The organism is Rhizobium sp. SAFR-030 (genome assembly GCF_059415005.1).
Genome location: NZ_JBPFDO010000002.1, coordinates 378,879 through 397,189, shown reverse-complemented (window position 1 = coordinate 397,189; position 18,311 = coordinate 378,879). Strand labels below are relative to the sequence as shown.

At 64.5% G+C, this 18,311-nt stretch carries 16 protein-coding genes; 15 read left to right on the top strand and 1 reads right to left on the bottom strand.

What is annotated here, in order from left to right; translation table 11 throughout:
- The first annotated feature begins 292 nt into the window (after positions 1-292).
- The 13 genes from ACR65N_RS07540 (at position 293) to ACR65N_RS07480 (ending at position 15,686) form a co-directional block, all read left to right on the top strand.
- Positions 293-2,626, top strand: a complete 2,334-nt coding sequence (locus ACR65N_RS07540; RefSeq protein WP_440456451.1) for a bifunctional salicylyl-CoA 5-hydroxylase/oxidoreductase — start codon at positions 293-295, stop codon at positions 2,624-2,626.
- A gap of 10 nt (positions 2,627-2,636) precedes the next feature.
- A complete protein-coding gene (locus ACR65N_RS07535) occupies positions 2,637-3,422 on the top strand; it encodes an SDR family NAD(P)-dependent oxidoreductase (protein ID WP_430306897.1) in 786 nt (261 codons plus the stop codon).
- 33 nt (positions 3,423-3,455) lie between these two features.
- The gene (locus ACR65N_RS07530) at positions 3,456-3,902 is read left to right on the top strand and encodes a cupin domain-containing protein (protein WP_440456450.1); all 447 of its coding nucleotides are present in this window, start codon (positions 3,456-3,458) and stop codon (positions 3,900-3,902) included.
- A gap of 63 nt (positions 3,903-3,965) precedes the next feature.
- Entirely contained in the window at positions 3,966-4,808 is an 843-nt protein-coding gene (locus ACR65N_RS07525; protein ID WP_440456449.1) for an enoyl-CoA hydratase family protein, read from the top strand.
- Positions 4,808-5,986, top strand: a complete 1,179-nt coding sequence (locus tag ACR65N_RS07520) for an acyl-CoA dehydrogenase family protein (protein WP_440456448.1) — start codon at positions 4,808-4,810, stop codon at positions 5,984-5,986. The genes ACR65N_RS07525 and ACR65N_RS07520 overlap by 1 nt, the downstream gene beginning before the upstream one ends.
- A 7-nt stretch (positions 5,987-5,993) precedes the next feature.
- Positions 5,994-6,425, top strand: coding sequence for an acyl-CoA thioesterase (locus ACR65N_RS07515; protein WP_440456447.1), 432 nt, complete (start codon positions 5,994-5,996; stop codon positions 6,423-6,425).
- On the top strand, positions 6,403-6,798 hold the full coding sequence (locus ACR65N_RS07510; RefSeq protein ID WP_440456446.1) for a RidA family protein: 396 nt from the start codon (positions 6,403-6,405) through the stop codon (positions 6,796-6,798). The genes ACR65N_RS07515 and ACR65N_RS07510 overlap by 23 nt, the downstream gene beginning before the upstream one ends.
- Positions 6,799-6,802: 4 nt before the next feature.
- Positions 6,803-8,764: a 3-hydroxyacyl-CoA dehydrogenase NAD-binding domain-containing protein gene (locus ACR65N_RS07505; protein ID WP_440456445.1), complete on the top strand. Its 1,962-nt coding sequence runs from the start codon at positions 6,803-6,805 to the stop codon at positions 8,762-8,764.
- A gap of 189 nt (positions 8,765-8,953) precedes the next feature.
- The gene (argE, locus tag ACR65N_RS07500; RefSeq protein WP_440456444.1) at positions 8,954-10,111 is read left to right on the top strand and encodes an acetylornithine deacetylase; all 1,158 of its coding nucleotides are present in this window, start codon (positions 8,954-8,956) and stop codon (positions 10,109-10,111) included.
- Between the two features lie 30 nt (positions 10,112-10,141).
- Complete coding sequence (locus tag ACR65N_RS07495) at positions 10,142-11,536, top strand: M20 family metallopeptidase (RefSeq protein ID WP_440456443.1); 1,395 nt, start codon at positions 10,142-10,144, stop codon at positions 11,534-11,536.
- A 59-nt stretch (positions 11,537-11,595) separates the two neighbouring features.
- A complete protein-coding gene (locus ACR65N_RS07490) occupies positions 11,596-12,801 on the top strand; it encodes a pyridoxal phosphate-dependent aminotransferase (RefSeq protein WP_440456442.1) in 1,206 nt (401 codons plus the stop codon).
- A 115-nt stretch (positions 12,802-12,916) separates the two neighbouring features.
- Positions 12,917-14,308 (top strand): FAD-binding oxidoreductase, encoded by a 1,392-nt coding sequence (locus ACR65N_RS07485; RefSeq protein WP_440456441.1) that lies wholly within the window; start codon positions 12,917-12,919, stop codon positions 14,306-14,308.
- 112 nt (positions 14,309-14,420) lie between these two features.
- Positions 14,421-15,686, top strand: coding sequence for a glycerate kinase type-2 family protein (locus ACR65N_RS07480; protein ID WP_440456440.1), 1,266 nt, complete (start codon positions 14,421-14,423; stop codon positions 15,684-15,686).
- A gap of 18 nt (positions 15,687-15,704) precedes the next feature.
- Here the strand turns inward: ACR65N_RS07480 and ACR65N_RS07475 are convergent, their stop codons facing one another.
- Positions 15,705-16,289 (bottom strand): DedA family protein, encoded by a 585-nt coding sequence (locus ACR65N_RS07475; RefSeq protein WP_440456439.1) that lies wholly within the window; start codon positions 16,287-16,289, stop codon positions 15,705-15,707.
- Between the two features lie 224 nt (positions 16,290-16,513).
- Here ACR65N_RS07475 and ACR65N_RS07470 point away from each other — a divergent pair, with 224 nt between their 5' ends.
- Positions 16,514-17,140 carry an HAD-IA family hydrolase gene (locus ACR65N_RS07470; RefSeq protein WP_440456438.1) on the top strand — a complete coding sequence of 209 codons (627 nt, stop codon included), beginning with the start codon at positions 16,514-16,516 and terminating at the stop codon, positions 17,138-17,140.
- Between the two features lie 63 nt (positions 17,141-17,203).
- Complete coding sequence (locus ACR65N_RS07465; protein ID WP_440456437.1) at positions 17,204-18,274, top strand: ABC transporter ATP-binding protein; 1,071 nt, start codon at positions 17,204-17,206, stop codon at positions 18,272-18,274.
- Positions 18,275-18,311 lie beyond the last annotated feature (37 nt).

The window sequence follows — 18,311 nt, the reverse complement described above, 5'->3', positions numbered from 1 at the left end:
TCATTCGGAGAATGCCAAATATGCATTTGCATATTGTGGGTGCTCATCATGCGGAAAACCTTGTTGCGGCACCGTCGCCGGAACCGGTGTCGCTGCCTCACCTCGAGGATCCGGCCTGCTTTGCTCCGACGCCGCCGCATGATCGACGTGAAAGAGATGGCTAGCATGATGCCCGCAACCCTGTCGGTGGCAGTGTTTAAAGCCGCATCGGCCAACAATCTGCTTGACGACCATCGAAAACGGTATCTATTTTAAACTTAAAATAATCGTGTAGCGCGAGGAGGAATTGGATATGCGGATCGTCTGTATCGGTGGTGGCCCGGCCGGTCTCTACTTCGCGCTGCTGATGAAGAAGCTCCATCCCGAGCACGACATCCGCGTCATCGAGCGCAACCGGCCTTACGACACCTTCGGCTGGGGCGTCGTCTTCTCCGACGCCACCATGGTCTCGATGAAGGCCTGGGACGCGGAAAGCGCTGCCGAAATCGAGGACGCCTTCAATCACTGGGACGACATCGAGCTGCTGTTCAAGGGCACCCGCCAGCGCACCTCCGGCCATGGTTTCGTCGGCATCGGCCGCAAGAAGCTCCTGAACATCCTGCAGCGCCGCTGCGAGGCGCTCGGCGTCGAACTGGTCTTCGAAACCGATGCGGCAGGCGACCAGGACTATCCGGATGCGGATCTTGTCATCGCCTCGGACGGCGTCAATTCCCGTATCCGCCAGCAATATGCCGAGATTTTCCAGCCGGACATGCTGATCCGCCCCAACCGCTACATCTGGCTCGGTACCAACAAGCTTTTCGACGCCTTCACCTTCGATTTCCGCCGCACCGAGCACGGCTGGTTCCAGGCGCATATCTATAAGTTCGACGAGAACACCTCGACCTTCATCATCGAGACGACCGAAGAGGCCTATCAGGCGCATAAGCTCGGCGAGATGGACCAGCAGGGGTCGATCGACTTCTGCCAGGATCTGTTCTCCGAGGTGCTTGAAGGCGCACCGCTGATGACCAATGCGCGGCATACGCGCGGCTCCTCCTGGCTCAATTTCCAGCGGCTGATCTGCGACAAGTGGAGCCATTTCAACGGCAACAGCCACGTTGTGCTGATGGGCGATGCTGCCCATACCGCGCATTTCGCCATCGGCTCCGGCACCAAGCTTGCCATCGACGATGCGATCGAGCTTGCCAACCAGTTCAACAAGGCAGGTCACGGCAAGGATGGCATCCCGGCCGTTCTGCAAACCTACGAAGAGATCCGTCGCGTCGACGTGGCGCGCATCCAGAATGCCGCCCGCAACGCCATGGAGTGGTTCGAAGTGGTCGGCCAGCGCTATGCCGATACGCTGCCGCCGGAACAGTTCATGTATTCGATGCTGACCCGCTCGCAGCGCATCAGCCACGAGAACCTGCGCCTGCGCGACAAGACCTGGTTGGAAGGCTACGAGCGCTGGTTCGCTTCACATAACGGCATCGACGTTTCCGGCAACGGCCGCACGCTGCCGCCGATGTTCACGCCCTACACGGTGCGCGGTGTAACGCTGCCGAACCGCATCGTGATGTCGCCGATGGCGATGTATTCGGCCAAGGACGGGCTGCTCGACGACTTCCATCTCGTGCATCTGGGAAGCCGTGCGCTCGGCGGTGCAGGGCTGGTCTTCGCGGAAATGACCTGCACCTCGCCGGACGCCCGCATCACTCCCGGCTGCCTCGGACTGTGGAACGAAGAGCAGGCGGCAGGCTGGAAACGCTTCGTCACCTTCGTTCACGCCAACAGCAGCGCCAAGGTCGGCATCCAGCTCGGCCATGCCGGCCGCAAGGGTTCGACGAAGGTCGCCTGGGAAGGCATGGACCAGCCGGTCGCCGAGGGTGGCTGGCCGCTGATCTCGGCGTCTGCCCTGCCCTACCTGAAGACCAGCCAGGTGCCGAAGGCGATGGACCGCGCCGACATGGACCGCGTCAAGGCGGACCACGTGCGCTCGGCGATCTTTGCCGCCGAGGCCGGCGCCGACTGGCTGGAGCTGCACTGCGCCCACGGCTACCTGCTGTCGAGCTTCCTGTCGCCGCTCACCAACATCCGCACCGACGAATATGGCGGCAGCCACGAAAACCGCGCCCGCTATCCGCTGGAGATCTTCAAGGCGATCCGCGAAGTCTGGCCTGCTGAGAAGCCGATCTCCGTGCGCCTCTCCTGCAACGACTGGTTCGAAGGCGGAAACACGCCTGAAGACGCGATGATCTATGCACGGATGTTCAAGGAAGCCGGCGCCGACGTCATCGACTGCTCGTCCGGCCAGGTCTGGAAGGAAGAAAAGCCGATCTATGGCCGCCTCTTTCAGACGCCGTTCTCCGACAAGATCCGCAACGAGGTGGGCATTGCGACGATCGCCGTCGGCGCCATCTCCGAGGCCGACCACGCCAATTCGATCATCGCCGCCGGCCGTGCCGACCTTTGCGCCGTGGCGCGTCCGCATCTTGCCGATCCGGCGTGGGTGCTGCACGAGGCGGCCAGGATCGGCCTGACGAACGTGCCGTGGCCGAAGCAGTACTATTCCGGCAAGTCGCAGTACGAGACCAATCTTGCCCGCGCGGCAGCAGCCGTTCCTGCACCCGCCGCGGCAAAGTGAGGGGGTACCGATGACCTTGACCACCAGCAGGCTTGCCAACCGCCACGCGCTGGTGACCGGCGCAGGCTCAGGCATCGGCGCGGCGATCGCGACGGCGCTGGTCGAGGCCGGTGCACGGGTGACGCTCGCCGGCCGGCGGGCGGAACCCTTGGAACAGCTCGCCGCAGCGCTCGGTGCAGACAAGGCATTTGTCGCCGCCGGCTTCGACGTGACCGATCCCGAGGCGATCGGTGCAGGTCTGGTAGCGGCCCGCAGCGCCTTTGGTGCCATCGACATTCTCGTCAACAATGCCGGCGAAGGTCCGAGTGCTGCTTTCGAGAAGACATCGCTCGACATGTGGAACCGTGTCCTGTCAGTCGATCTCACTGGCGTCTTCCTGGTCACCCAGGCCGTGCTGCCGGACCTGAAGGCATTCGGCACCGGCGCCCGCATCATCAATGTCGCCTCAACGGCAGGTCTCACCGGCTACGCCTATGTGTCTGCCTATGTGGCTGCCAAGCATGGTGTCGTCGGCCTGACCCGGTCGCTGGCGCTCGAGCTTGCGAAGACCGGCATCACCGTCAACGCCGTCTGCCCCGGCTTTACCGACACGCCACTGATTGCCCGCTCGGTCGATGTGATCGTCGAGAAGACCGGCCGGTCGCGCGACGAGGCGCTGAAGGAGTTCACCAAGCACAATCCGCAGGGACGGCTTGTGGCTCCGCAGGAAGTCGCGGACGCTGTGCTGTGGCTGGCATCGCCGGGATCAGCGTCGATCAACGGGCAAGCCATCGCCGTTGCCGGCGGGGAAATTTGAGCCAAGGATCAACAGAGCGAGCGGGAGAGACCGATGGAACTGGAAAAGGGCATTATCGCAAACGGCAGTGGACTGAATAATGTCACCTGGAACATCCTGGGCCAGGTCTATTACCCGAAGGCCGTCTGCGACGACACCTTCGCCTTCGAGACCAATAGCGAGCCGGGTCAGTACGTGCCGGTGCACATCCATCCGAACCAGGACGAGTTCATTCTGGTGCAGGAAGGCGAACTCGACCTGAAGCTGGACGGCAAGTGGCAGAAGGCGAAGGCAGGCGATCTGGTTCGCATGCCGCGCGGTGTTCCGCACGGCTATTTCAACAAGTCGGACAAACCCTGCCGGGCACTGTTCTGGGTGGCGCCGGCCGGCCGGCTTGAGCAGCTTTTCATCGGGCTGGACCGCATGACCGATGTCGAGGCGATCGTGAAGCTTTCGGCCGAACACGACGTGGAATTCCTGCCGCCGTCGGCCAACGACTGAAGACGAGCAAATAACGACCGGCCGCCCACGCGGTGGCCGGCAGACCATGGGAGAGGACCGGGCATGAGTGACGTGATGAAAGAGATGAAGCGGAGCTTCCGCGATTTCCAGCCGAAGCACTTCCTCTGGGAGGTCAGCGAAAACGGCCGCGTCGCGACGATCCGGCTGAACCGCCCGGAACGCAAGAATCCGCTGACCTTCGACAGCTATGCCGAGCTGCGCGACCTGTTCCGCGATCTTGCCTATGCCTCCGATATCCGCGCCGTGGTGCTGACCGGCGCCGGCGGCAATTTCTCCTCCGGCGGCGATGTGTTCGAGATCATCGAGCCTTTGACCCGCATGGCGATGCCCGACCTTTTGGCCTTCACCCGCATGACCGGCGATCTGGTCAAGGCGATGAAGAGATGCCCGCAGCCGATCATCGCCGCCGTCGACGGCATCTGCGCCGGTGCCGGGGCGATCCTTGCCATGGCGTCCGACATGCGGCTGGCGACGCCTGAGGCGAAGACTGCCTTCCTGTTCACCCGGGTCGGCCTTGCCGGTGCCGACATGGGCGCCTGCGGAATCCTGCCGCGCATCATCGGCCAGGGCCGCGCCGCCGAACTTCTCTTCACAGGCCGGTCGATGTCTGCCGACGAAGGCTCGGCCTGGGGCTTCTACAACGCCGTCCATCCCGCCGATCAGGTGGAAACGGAGGCGGAAAAGCTCGCCCATTCGCTGGCCGACGGCCCGTGGTTTGCCCACACGATGACCAAGACAATGCTGAACCAAGAATGGGCGATGGGCCTCGACGAAATGATCGAATCGGAAGCCCAGGCACAGGCCGTCTGCATGGCGACGCAGGATTTCCGCCGCGCCTTCGAAGCCTTTGCCGAGAAGCGCAAGCCGGTCTTCGAGGGCAACTGATGAGCGCTCCCACCACCACGCTGAAGGGACCCGGCCGCGATTTCCTCGACTGGCCGTTCTTCGACGCAAGCCATGCGGCACTCGCCGAAAAGCTCGACGGTTTCGCCGCGTCCGGTGCGCTTGCCGGTATCGACCATGCCGATACCGAGGCCGCCTGCCGGGCGCTGGTGAAATCGCTCGGCCAGGCCGGACTGCTGGATGCGGCGACCGGGTCTGGCGGCACAAAGCCGATCGACAGCCGCGCTGCCTGCCTGACCCGCGAGACGCTGGCCTGGCATGACGGGCTTGCCGATTTCGCCTTCGCCATGCAGGGGCTCGGTACTGGCGCGATCGGGCTCTCCGGTTCGGACGAGCTTCGCCGCAGCGTTCTGCCCAAGGCGCAATCGGGCGACTGGATCGCAGCCTTTGCGCTGTCGGAAAAGGATGCCGGTTCAGATGTCGCAGCCATGGCCTGCGCCGCGCGCCGTAACGGCGACCACTTTGTCCTCGACGGCGAGAAGACCTGGATCTCCAACGGCGGTATCGCCGACGTCTATACGGTTTTCGCTCGCACCGGCGAGGCACCCGGCACGCGCGGTATTTCCGCCTTCGTGGTGTTTGCCGACGATCCCGGTTTCTCGATCGCCGAGCGCATCGACGTGATTGCGCCGCATCCGCTGGCGACCATCCGTTTTGACAACTGCCGCATTCCGGCGTCGCGGCTGCTCGGCTCTCCGGGCGAAGGCTTCAAGATCGCCATGCGCACGCTCGACATTTTTCGCGCTTCGGTGGCTGCAGCAGCGCTGGGCTTTGCCAAGCGGGCACTCGACGAGGCAGTTGCGCACGCCAAGACGCGAAACATGTTCGGCAACCATCTCTCCGACCTGCAGCTCACCCAGGCAGCCTTTGGCGACATGGCGGCGCAGATCGATGCCGGCGCTCTTCTGACCTACCGCGCCGCCTGGCGCCGCGATGTGCAGGGCCTGCCGACCACCAAGGAGGCGGCCATGGCCAAGATGGTGGCGACCGAGAATGCGCAGGCCGTGATCGATCGCGCGGTGCAGATTTTTGGGGGGCGCGGCGTGAGGGTCGGGGAGATCACCGAGAGCCTGTACCGCGAGATCCGCGCGCTGCGCATCTACGAAGGGGCGACCGAGGTGCAGAAGCTGATCATCGCCCGCGAACTGTTGAAGGCGTGAGGCGAATATGGCTTACCAGACGACACGACGCCTGAATTTCGGAGACTGCGATCCTTCCGGCATCGCCTATTTTCCGTCCTATCTCAACATTCTGGTCGGCGTATACGAGGAGTTCTTCGAGACCCTCGGCTTCCCTTGGCCGCAGCTCGTCACTGAGCGCAAGCTTGGCCTGCCGACGGTGACGCTGGATCTTGCCTTCAAGAGCCCCGGTTTCCACGGCGACCAGATGGAGTTCACGCTGAAGGTCATGCGCATCGGCAACAGCTCCGCCGATCTCGCACACGAAGTTCGGGCGGGCGACCGGCTGCTCTGGACGGCCAAACAACGGCTGGTGCTGACCAGCCACGAGACCCACAAGGCCCAGGCGTGGCCGGACGACATGCGCGCAGCGCTCACACAGCATTTGGAGAATGACGATGCACACGATCCTGCAGCCTGAAGGCTGGGCAAAACCGATCGGCTACGCGAACGGCGTTGCTGCCAGCGGCCGCCAGATCTTCGTCGGCGGCCAGATCGGCTGGAACGGCCAGTGCCAGTTCGAGACTGATGACTTTGTCGGCCAGGTGCGCCAGACGCTGGCAAACATCGTCGCCGTGCTGGCCGAAGCCGGTGCCGGCCCGCAGCACATCACCACGATGACCTGGTACTTCACCGACAAGGCCGAATATCTCGGCAATCTGAAGGGTATCGGCCAGGCCTACCGCGAGGTCATCGGCAAGCACTTTCCAGCGATGGCCGCGGTGCAGGTGGTGGCCCTCATCGAAGACCGGGCAAAAATCGAAATCCAGGCCACGGCCGTCATTCCGGAATGAACGCATGAGCGAGCGCCACAGTTTTTCCGCCACGGTCAGCGGCAAGCTTGTCGACGCCGTGCTGGTCGTCACACTCGACAATCCGCCGGTGAACGCAACGTCTGCCGATGTCCGCCAAGGTCTGAAGAAGGCGCTTTCGCACGCTGAGACCGCCGAAGACGTGACGGCTGTCGTGCTGACCGGCGCCGGCAAAACGTTCATCGGCGGCGCCGACATCAAGGAATTCGGCAAGCCGGCGGTGGAGCCGACCCTGCCGTCCATCATCGAGATGATCGAAGCCCTGTCGAAGCCGGTGGTTGCCGCGCTGAATGGCGCAGCCCTTGGCGGCGGGCTGGAGGTAGCACTTGCCTGCCATCATCGCATCGCCTCCCCCACCGCGCAGGTCGGCCTGCCGGAGGTGAAGCTCGGCATCGTGCCCGGCGCTGGCGGCACGCAGCGCCTGCCAAGGCTGATCGGCATCCCTGCGGCGCTCGACCTGGTCGCGTCGGGCCGCGTGGTGAAAACCGGCGAGGCCCTGGCGCTTGGCGCGATCGATGCGGTTGCCGAGAGCGATCTCGTGGACGCAGCGATTGCGGTCGCCTCCGGCCTCGTGGGCACGCCGCTGCGGCGCACGGGCTCTCTTACCGTCGCGGCTGCGGATCCTGCCGAAATCGAGAAGACGGCGGCTAAGATCCTCGCCAAGGCGCGCGGACAAAAGGCGCCGGCGGAAGCGGTGCGCCTTGTCACTTCGGCCTCACGGCCGCTTGCTGAAGGACTGGCGGATGAGCGCTCGACCTTCTTGGCATTGCGCGACAGCGATGAGGCTAAAGCCCTGCGGCATGTGTTCTTCGCCGAGCGCGAGGCTTCCAAGGTCGACGGTCGGGACGGCGTGAAGCCTCGGCCGGTCACGACGATCGGCATCTGCGGGCTCGGGCTGATGGGCAGCGGCATTGCCGTTGCAGCGCTTGGCGCCGGCTACGCTGTCATCGGACTGGACCAGACGCCGGAGGCGGCAGAAAAGGGTCGCGAGCGTATCCTCGGGCTGTTGCAGCGCAATCTCTCCTCGGGTCGGCTGGACCAGGCCGGATTTGACGCCCAGGCCGCAAAGCTTTCGGTCACCGCATCGGATGCCGACCTCGCACCGTGCGATCTGGTGATCGAGGCGGTGTTCGACGACCTGGCCGTGAAGATCGATCTCTTCCGCCGGCTTGACCAAGTCTTGCGCGAAGACGCGATCCTCGCCACCAATACCAGCTACCTGAACCCGGACGAGATCGCCGCGGCAACCGCGCATCCCGAGCGCGTTCTCGGCCTGCATTTCTTCTCGCCGGCGCATGTGATGCGCCTGCTCGAGGTGGTGCGCTGCGCGGCAACCGCGCCTGACGTGCTGGCGACCGGTCTTGCCGTGGCCAAGGCGCAGCGCAAGCTTGCGATCGTCACCGGCGTCACCGAAGGCTTCATCGGCAACCGCATCTTTTCCGCCTACCGCCGCGAAGCCGAATTCCTTCTGGAGGACGGTGCCCTGCCGCACGAGATCGACTCGGCGCTGGAAGGCTACGGCTTCCCCATGGGGCTGTTTGCCGTCTACGACATGGCGGGTCTCGAAATCGCCTGGGCGCGTCGCAAGCGCCAGGCAGCCACGCGCGATCCGTCCGAGCGCTACGTCGAGATCGCCGACAGGCTCTGCGAGGCCGGTCGGCTCGGCCAGAAATCCGGCCGTGGCTGGTACGCCTATCCGGACGGCAAGCGCACCGTCGACCCGCAGGTGACGGCGATCATCGAAGCCGTCCGGGCCGAGAAGGGCATTGCGCCGCGCAGCTTTTCGGCTGCCGAAATCCAGCAAAGGCTGCTCAAGGCGATGGCCGCCGAAGGTGATGCGCTTCTCGCGGAAGGCATTGCCGCGCGACCCGGCGACATCGACCTGGTGATGATCAACGGCTACGGCTTCCCCGCCCACAAGGGCGGTCCGATGTTCGCGAAGGGCTGATGGTCGGCGCAAGGTGACGCTCAATGAACATGGCACCGATCGGCTTGTCTGCCTCTTGCACCGCGCTGCCCGGTTACCGAAGATGTGCAAGGCGCGGGCATTGATCCTGTCCTTCCGATCGTTTCCACGCCAGCCGCAAGCCGACTTTAGACCTTGGCCGCTATGCCATAGCTTCCAGTGAGGGACCGCATGCCGATAGCCACCGACGTCACCCGCCATCTTGCCGATCTCGTTGCCTTTCCGACGGTCAGCGCGGTGTCCAACCTCGCCATCCTCGATCATCTGGAAAAGGTCGTCGCCCCCTTCGGCGCTCGCGTCCGGCAGTTTGCCAATGCCGAAGGCGACAAGGCCAACCTGTTCGTCTCCGTCGGCCCCGAGACCCCGGGCGGTATCGTCTTCAGCGGTCACACGGATGTCGTGCCGACAGCCGGACAGGCCTGGAGCGGCGATCCGTGGACGCTTCGCCAGACGGGTTCGCGCGTCGTCGGGCGCGGTGCCACCGACATGAAGGGCTTTCTCGCCTGCTGCCTGACGGCGCTGCCTGCCATTGCCGCGCGTCCGCTAAAGCGGCCGGTGCATCTGGCGTTTTCCTACGATGAAGAGGTCGGCTGCACCGGCGTCGGCGACATGGCCGAATGGGTCGGAACGAGCGGACTTCAACCGCGCATGGCGATCATCGGCGAGGCGACCAGCATGGATCTTGTCTCGGCCCATAAGGGTGGGTTGATCGGCTGGGCAAGGGTCCGCGGCAAGCCGGGCCACTCCTCGCAGCCGGATCGCTACGTCAACGCTGTCATGGCGGCGGCCGAGCTGATTGCCGAGATCAACCGGATCCGCGCCGACATGCGCACTGGCCCGCAGTTCGAGGGTCTCGATCCTCCCTATTCGACAATCCAGGTGAACCAGATCAAGGGCGGCCTGCACGGCAACATCGTCGCGGAAGCCTGCGACTTCTTCTGGGAGATGCGCGTCATTCCGGGCGAGGACGATTTTGCCGTGCTCGATCGCATCAGGCGTTACGCTGCAGATGTCCTGGAGCCTGCGATGAAGGCAGTGGATCCGGCCTGCGGCATCAGCATCGAGGTGCAGGCGCGCATACCGGGCCTGAAGCCCGAGACCGAGGGGCTAACCCGCGAGGTGCTCGGCCTTCTCGACCGGCAGGCACCCCGCTACGTGTCCTACGGGACCGAAGCCGGCATCTTCCAGCTCGCCGGAACGCCGTCCTTCGTCGTCGGCCCGGGCGATATTGCCGACGCGCATCAGCCGGACGAGGGCATCGAGATTGCCGAGCTGGAACGCTGTGTTGCCTTTCTCGATCGGCTCGGCGAGAGCTGCTGCCATGACTGATCCGCAATTCAGAGGCACGGGGACCAGAGGATGACCGAGACCGCAACGACCCGCGACGCCGCAATCTCCCGCGCCATCGGCCAGCTTGACGACGGATCGTTCGAGGCGGTGATGCGTCGACGCGTTGCCATCCCCTCGGCGAGCCGATTGCCGGAGCGGAAGTCCGATCTCCTCCGCTACCTGACGGAAGAGATGCAGCCGCATTTCGAGCGCATGGGGTTTGCCACGCGTCTGCTGCATGACGACAATGCTCCCGGGCCCTTCCTGCTTGCCGAGCGGATCGAGGACGCGGCCTTCCTGACCATCCTGCAATACGGACATGGCGACGTCGTCGCCGGTCTGGACGGCCAGTGGTCCGAGGGGCTTTCGCCATTCGAGATGACCGAGCGGGACGGATGCTGGTATGGCCGCGGTACGGCCGACAACAAGGGCCAGCATTCGGTCAACATGGCCGCGATCGAAGCGGTGCTCGCCGTGCGCGGTTCGCTTGGCTTCAACCTGAAATACCTGATCGAAATGGGCGAAGAGTCCGGCTCGCCGGGGCTTGATACCGTCTGCGAGGCCAATCGCGAACTGCTCAAGGCCGATGTGCTGATTGCCTCCGACGGGCCGCGGCTGGCTCTCAGCCAGCCGACGATCTTTCTCGGCGCGCGTGGCGGCCTCTCCTTCCACATGGAGGTGAACGCGCGCGAGGATTTCCAGCATTCCGGCAACTGGGGCGGGCTGCTCGCCAATCCCGGCATCGAGCTTTGCCACGCGATTACCGCCCTCATCAGCCGGACCGGCCAGATCAAGGTACCGGAGATGACGCCGGGCACCATTCCCGACAACGTCCGCGCCGCGCTTGCAAAATGCCACATCGAACCCGCACCCGGCGATCCGCCGATCGAGGAATGGTGGGGCGAGCCGGGCCTCACGGCCGAGGAAAAGGTGTTCGGCTGGTCGTCTTTCGAGGTCATGGAGATGGAATGCGGCAATCTCGCGCAGCCGCTCTATGCCATTCCGCCGCGCGCCCGGGCCCGCATGCAGCTGCGCTTTCCCGTCAATGTCGATTATGCGGCTGTCGTTCCGGCCGTCCGGCGCGTGTTGAAGGAGGCAGGCTTCGACCGCGTGATCGTGAGCGATCCCTCCGACGCGATCTTTCCGGCAAGCCGGCTCGATCCGGATCACCCCTGGGTAAAGCGCGTCGCCGCATCCATCGAGAAGACCACAGGAAGCGCGCCGGCCATCCTGCCCAATCTCGGCGGTTCGCTGCCGAACAACATCTTTTCGGATCAACTCGGACTGCCGACCGTGTGGATCCCGCATTCCTATCCGGGCTGCCTGCAGCATGCCGCCAACGAACATCTGCCGGTCGGCATCGTGCGCGAGGGTCTCGCGATCATGGCAGGCCTCTATCACGACCTCGGACAGGCCGACGCCTGACCGCACATTGCCAATAACACGGTGCCCCATCGGGTGCCGCATCACTTCGGGAGAGAAACATGTCGTCCATCGACAGCCGCATCGTCGCAAAACACCAGGCACTGACTGCGTTCAGCGGCATCCGCGACCAGATCAAGGACCTGCACACCGAAAACATCGCGGCCATGGCGGTGCGTGCAGCCAAGCTCGAGGACGTCATCGCCCTCTGGTACGGCGAAGGAGACATGGTCACCCCCGGCTTCATCCGCGAGGCGGCGAAGAAGTCGCTGGACGACGGCGAAACCTTCTACGTGCCCGACATGCGCGGCACCAGCCGGCTGCAGACGGCGATCAGCGATTACCAGTCCCGGCTTCACGGCAGGACGATCGACGTAACCCGCTCGACAGTTGCGCCGGGCGGCATGCAGGCGCTCTACGTGGCGCTGGCACTGATTGCCGAAGTCGGCACGAATGTCGTCTATGTCGCGCCGCAATGGCCCAACATCAACAACGCCATCCACCTGCTGGGTGCCGAGGCGCGACCCGTCTCTCTCGATTTCGATGGCGACTGGAAGCTCGACCTCGACCGGCTGTTTGCCGCCTGCGATGCGCGCACCCGGGCGATCTTCCTCTCGACACCGGCCAATCCGACCGGATGGACGGCGAGCGCCGAAGAAATGGCAGCGCTGTTGGAATTCAGCCGCCAGACCGGCATCTGGATCATTTCCGACGAAGTGTATGGCCGCATGTACTTTCACGGCGACGTGGCACCGTCGATGCTGGCGATCTCCGACGAGGAGGATCGCGTGCTGACCATCAACAGCTTCTCCAAGGCCTGGGCAATGACCGGCTGGCGGGTCGGCTGGCTGACTCATCCGAAAAGCGTCGGCGCCCAGATCGCCGCGATGACGCAGTATATCAACAGCGGCACGGCAGCGGTGATCCAAGCGGGTGCCGTGGCAGCGCTCGAACAGGGCGAGCCGCTGGTCGCCGACATTCGCCAGCGCGTCGAAGCGGGCATGGACATCGTTTACGAGGGCCTGTCGAAGGTGAACTCGATCGTGTTGCCGACCAAGCCGAAGGGCGGCATGTATGCCTTCTTCGGCATGCGCGACGTGCCGGATGCGCGCGAGGCCTGCTCGATGATCCTGGAAAAGGCCCGCGTCGGCCTGGCCCCCGGCCACCTGTTCGGCTCATCGTCGATGGGCTTCATCCGGCTCTGCGTGTTCCGCGACAAGGCCCGGCTCACGACAGCTGTCGAGCGGATGGTCGAAGCCTTGCGCTGACGCGCCGGTGTCCGGCCGCAGCGACCTTGCGGCCGGACCTCATGCATGCTGGACTGCCGTCAGCAGACGCCGGCACCTTTCGAACGCTGGATCAAGAAAGCCTGGGCAGACACCGATGAGCAATGATTTCCTGGAGAGCCTGAAGGCCGAACTTGGCGCCGATGTGTTCGCCGGCGACGACATTCCCGTCCGTTTTCACAATGACTGGTCGGGCATGACGCCTGTCGTGCCGCTGGCTCTGGTGCGACCGCGAACCACGGCGCAGGTCTCTGCGACCGTTCGCCTCTGCAACCAGTTCAGGGTGCCGGTCACGCCGCAGGGCGGGCTGACGGGTCTGGCGGGCGGCGGAAGGCCTATCGACGGCGGCGTTGCCTTGTCGCTCGACCGGATGAATGCAATCGAGGAAGTCGACCCGGTAATGGCGACCATGACGGTGCAGGCCGGTGTTCCGCTCGGTGTGGCGCAGCAGGCGGCTGAGCAGGCAGGGCTGTTTCTCGGCCTCGATCTCGGCGCCCGCGATAGCTGCGTCATCGGCGGCAATCTCTCCACAAATGCCGGCGGCAACCGCGTAATTCGCTTCGGCATGGCGCGTGAGCACGTGCTGGGACTGGAAGTCGTGCTGCCGGACGGCACGATCGTCACCTCGCTCAACAAGATGCTGAAGAACAATGCCGGGTATGACCTGAAGCAGCTGTTCGTCGGCTCTGAGGGCACGCTCGGCGTGATCACCCGCGCGGTGCTGCGGCTACAGGCCAAGCCGGCCGACCTCGCCAGCGCCTTCTGCGGTTGTCCAGACTTTCCCTCGATGCTCGAGCTTTTGCAAAGCGCCCGCCAGCGCATGGGGTCGGCGCTCACCTCCTTCGAGGTCATGTGGCCAAGCTTCTACGACTTCATGACCGGCGGGCTGCCGGACCTGCGCCGGGCGCTTGCCGAGCCGCACGGCATCTATGTGCTGATCGAGACCGGCGGCCGCGATGCCGCCGAGAACCGCGCGCTTCTGGAGCAGGTGCTCTCCGATGCGCTGGAAGCGGGCTGGGTTTCCGACGCGGTCCTTCCTAATTCCGAGCGCGAGGCGCGCGACCTGTGGGCGGTGCGCGAAAGCGTTTCCGAATACGGCAAGCTGATGGGGCCGATGACCGCCTTCGACGTCGGCGTTCCGACCAGCGCCGCCGGTGATCTGGTGGCTGAAATCGAAGCGGCCGTCTCGCAACGCTGGCCCGATGCTATCGGGCTCAGCTACGGCCATATCGGCGACAGCAACCTGCATTTCGTCTGCAATATTCCGTCCGCCGGAGCGCAGCAGCCGCACAAGGAAATCACCGAGCTCGTCTTTGGCCTGGTGGCGCGCGAAGGCGGCACGATCTCCGCCGAGCACGGAATCGGGCTTCTCAAGATGCCCTACCTCAAGCTCTCCCGGAGCCCGGAGGAACTGGCGCTGATGGCGACCATCAAGCGGGCGCTCGACCCGAACAATATCCTCAACACCGGCAAGGTGCTGTCGCTCTGATGGCATCCTGCCGCCGATCCCGCAGCGGTGATGACGGCGAAACTGCCTTCGCTACGCCGCAGAAATGGGCCACTGCGCGTCGCGCCGACCGACGCACCTGACGGAGCTGCCGATGTCCCCGATCCCTCCCCGCGATTTCCTCAAGAGCCTGTTCTTCGAGGCCGTCAACGCGGCCGATCCGCTGACAGGCATCGTTGCGCATCTGCCGGAGAAGCCGAAGGGCCGGACAGTGGTGATCGGCGCCGGCAAAGGCGCGGCGCAAATGGCGAAGGCGCTGGAAAGCGTCTGGGATGGTCCGCTCGAAGGCGTGGTCGTAACGCGTTACGGCTACGGCTGCGAAACGCGCAACATCGAGATCATCGAGGCGGCCCATCCGGTGCCGGATGCGGCCGGTCTGGCTGCCGGCCAACGGCTGATGCAGGCGATCGGCGAACTTGGCGAAGATGATCTGGTGATCGCGCTGATCTGCGGCGGCGGGTCGGCACTTCTCCCCTCGCCGCCACCCGGGCTGACGCTCGAGGACGAGATCGCGCTCAACGAGATGCTGCTGGCCTCCGGCGCGCCGATCTCGGCGATGAATGTCGTGCGCAAGCATCTGTCGACGATCAAGGGTGGACGGTTGGCGGCGATGACCAGGGCCAGGGTGGCGAGCCTCATCGTCTCGGATATTCCCGGTGACAATCCCGCGCATGTCGCGTCCGGTCCGACGGTCGCCGACAGTTCGACGCGGCACGACGCGCTGGACATCGTGCGCCAGTACGGCCTGAAACTGCCGCAAACGGCGATCGATCACCTCAACTCGTCGGCAGCCGACGCGCCGCGCCCTGACGATCCGGTGTTTGCCCGCCACACGCATCACATCATTGCCTCGGCCGGCGTTTCGCTGGAAGCGGCCGCGAGACTGGCGCGTGCGAATGGTGTCGAGGCGGCGATCCTGTCGGACTCGATCGAGGGAGAAGCGCGCGACGTGGCCTCCGTTCACGCGGCCATCGCCCGCGAAATCGAAACCCGCGACAGTCCGTTTGCGAAGCCGGTGGTGTTGCTGTCCGGCGGCGAGACGACCGTGACGATAAAAGCCAAGGGCGGCAGAGGCGGGCGCAACGGTGAGTTCGCGCTGGCGGCTGCCATCGCGCTCGACGGTCACGCGGTGCACCTGCTGGCGGCCGACACTGACGGCATCGACGGATCTGAGGACAATGCCGGAGCGTTCGCCGATGGCGCAAGCGTCAGACGTCTGCGTGCCGCGGGCCTTGATCCGCGACGCCTGCTCGACGGCAATGACAGCTACACGGGGTTTGAGGCGATCGGCGATCTCTTCGAGACCGGACCGACCGGCACCAACGTCAACGACTTCAGGGCCATCCTGATCACCCGGTGATCTCGACGAGGGCGTGCGTCAGTCTTTCGGCGCTTCGGAAGACGGCGCCCAGTGCAGCCGGCTGCGCAAGTACAGGCCGGCTGCGGCAATCAGGATCAGCCCAGCGGCAAGTGCCATCAACAGATGCAGGTGCAGCCGCAGCCTGCCGAACAGCGCTTCCACGGCATTGCCAAACAAATAGCCGATGGTGGTGATGGCGATCCCCCACACGATCGCGGCGATGGCATTCAGCACAAGGAAGCGCATTGCCGGGATCTTCGACAGGCCGATCGCCAGCGGACTTGCGGTGCGCATGCCGTAGATGAAGCGAAAGGCCAGGATGAAGCCGGTGGGATGCCGTTCGAGGAGATCGAGGATCCTGGCGGTAATCGGGGCCGATCGTACCCTGCGGACCAGCGAGAATTCCCGGGCATAGCGGCCGGCGAGAAAGAAGAACTGATCGGCAATGAATGAGCCGAGACAGGCAGCCAGCGCCACCTGCCAATAGGTCAGCAGCTGACGGTGAGCGAATACGCCTCCGAGGAAAACCGCCGTCTCGCCCTCGACAGCGGCACCGACGAAGACGGCCAGCGCTCCGTATTCCCTGATCAGATGTTCGAGCATGAGCCTCCGGGAGCGTAGAGCGCGCGGTTTGCGCTGCCGACACTTGCAGCCATTTGCGCTGCTGCCGCAAGTTCTCAACCCCTCCTCCGCTATTCCCTTTCGACAAATATTTTATTCTTCATCGCAAGCACAATGGGAATTGATAATTCCTTTCATCTTTGCCAGTGTGAGGACCAAGAGGTCCCGGAACTCAACCGGACCCGGGGAGCACGAGGATACGCGAAATGGCGGATCATCACCGACACGACAAGGTTCCAGCGCGTCTGTTCGTCTTCGACGTCGGCGGCGTGTTCATCGGCCTTGCGCCGGAGCGGCGCCGCGCGATCCTGTCATCCGCCGTCAGCCGTCCTTCGTCGACAAATGCCGGTGAAGCTCTCGGTGCACTCGATCGAGCCTTTCGTCTCGGCCTCATCGACGAGAAAACCTACGTCGAGGAGGCATCGGCCCTGCATGGCGTGACACCTGCCGAACTGCGTCGTGCCGAAACCGAGTTTCTCCTGCAGGGCGATCCAGCAATGATTGCCCTTGTCCGCCGGCTGCGTGGCGAGCATCGGGTGGTCGCCTTCTCCAACACCAACGCCCTGCACTGGCAGCACGTTACCGAACGGCTGCTGGAGCCCGACCTGTTCCACCACGCCCATGTGTCGCACCTGACGGGACTGCAGAAGCCGGACCTCGACAGCTACGAGGCGCTCGCTGAACAGGAAGCCGTCGATCCGCAGCACATCGTCTTCATCGACGATTCTCTGGACAACGTGAAAGTCGCCCGTTCGGCGGGCTGGGGGCTCTGCATCCATCACGTGACACCGCAGCAGACGATCGACGCCATCGACGCGGCACTGCACCGATAGAGCCATGAGGAACGCCGGCGCAAGCATCCGGCGACACATCGACAGACGACAGGAGAAGCAAGCGTGGCCCGACTGACACTCAGCGGCATCAAGAAGCGGTTCAAGACGACCGATGTCCTGCACGGCATCGACCTTGAAATGCACGACCGCGAATTGATCGTCTTCGTCGGTCCGTCTGGCTGCGGGAAATCGACTCTGCTGCGGCTGATCGCCGGGCTCGATCCGATCACCGACGGCGAGTTCCTGCTCGACGGTCGACGGATGAACGAGGTCGCCCCCTCCAAGCGCGGCATCGCCATGGTCTTCCAGTCCTATGCGCTCTACCCGCACATGGACGTCTACGAGAACATGGCATTCGGCGCCCGGCTGATGGGCCTGCCCAAGGGCGAGGTCGAGACGCGTATCGCCGAAGCCGCCCGCATGCTGCAGCTCGAACCGCTGCTGAAGCGAAAACCGCGCGAACTGTCCGGTGGCCAGCGGCAGCGTGTCGCCATCGGTCGCGCGCTGGTGCGCAAGCCGAAGGTTCTGCTGCTCGACGAACCGCTCTCCAATCTCGACGCGGCCCTGCGTTCCGACGTCCGGCTGGAGATCGCCCGCCTGCACCGCGAGATCGGCGGCACGACGGTCTACGTGACCCATGATCAGGTGGAAGCAATGACGCTCGCCGACCGGATCGTGGTGATGAACAAGGGCCGCATCGAGCAGTTCGGCACGCCCCGCGAGCTGTACGAAACGCCGGCCAACACCTTCGTCGCCGCCTTTATCGGTTCGCCACGCATGGCCCTGCTACCCGTCGAGCGGCAGGGCAATTCGCTGACGGCACCCGGCATCGGTACGCTGCACCCGTCGCAGCTGCCCCTCTCCGACGAGCGTGACCTGCTGATCGGCATGCGTCCCGACGGGATCGCCATCCTCCCCGTCGATGCGGCCGAAGGCCTTGCCGCAAAGGTGGTCTACACCGAATATCTCGGCGACAACGCCTTCGTCTACGTGCGCATCGGCAACGAGCCGCCGATCGCCGTGCGTGCGACGCCGGATGTCGACCTTGCCCCCGACACGCCCGTGAAGCTCGGGCTGCTGCCCGGCAAGGCCCACTATTTCAGCCAGAAGACGGCGCAGCGCCTGCCCGTCTGACCACGCCAGTTATCCGCAGAGATACAACGCGAAAAGA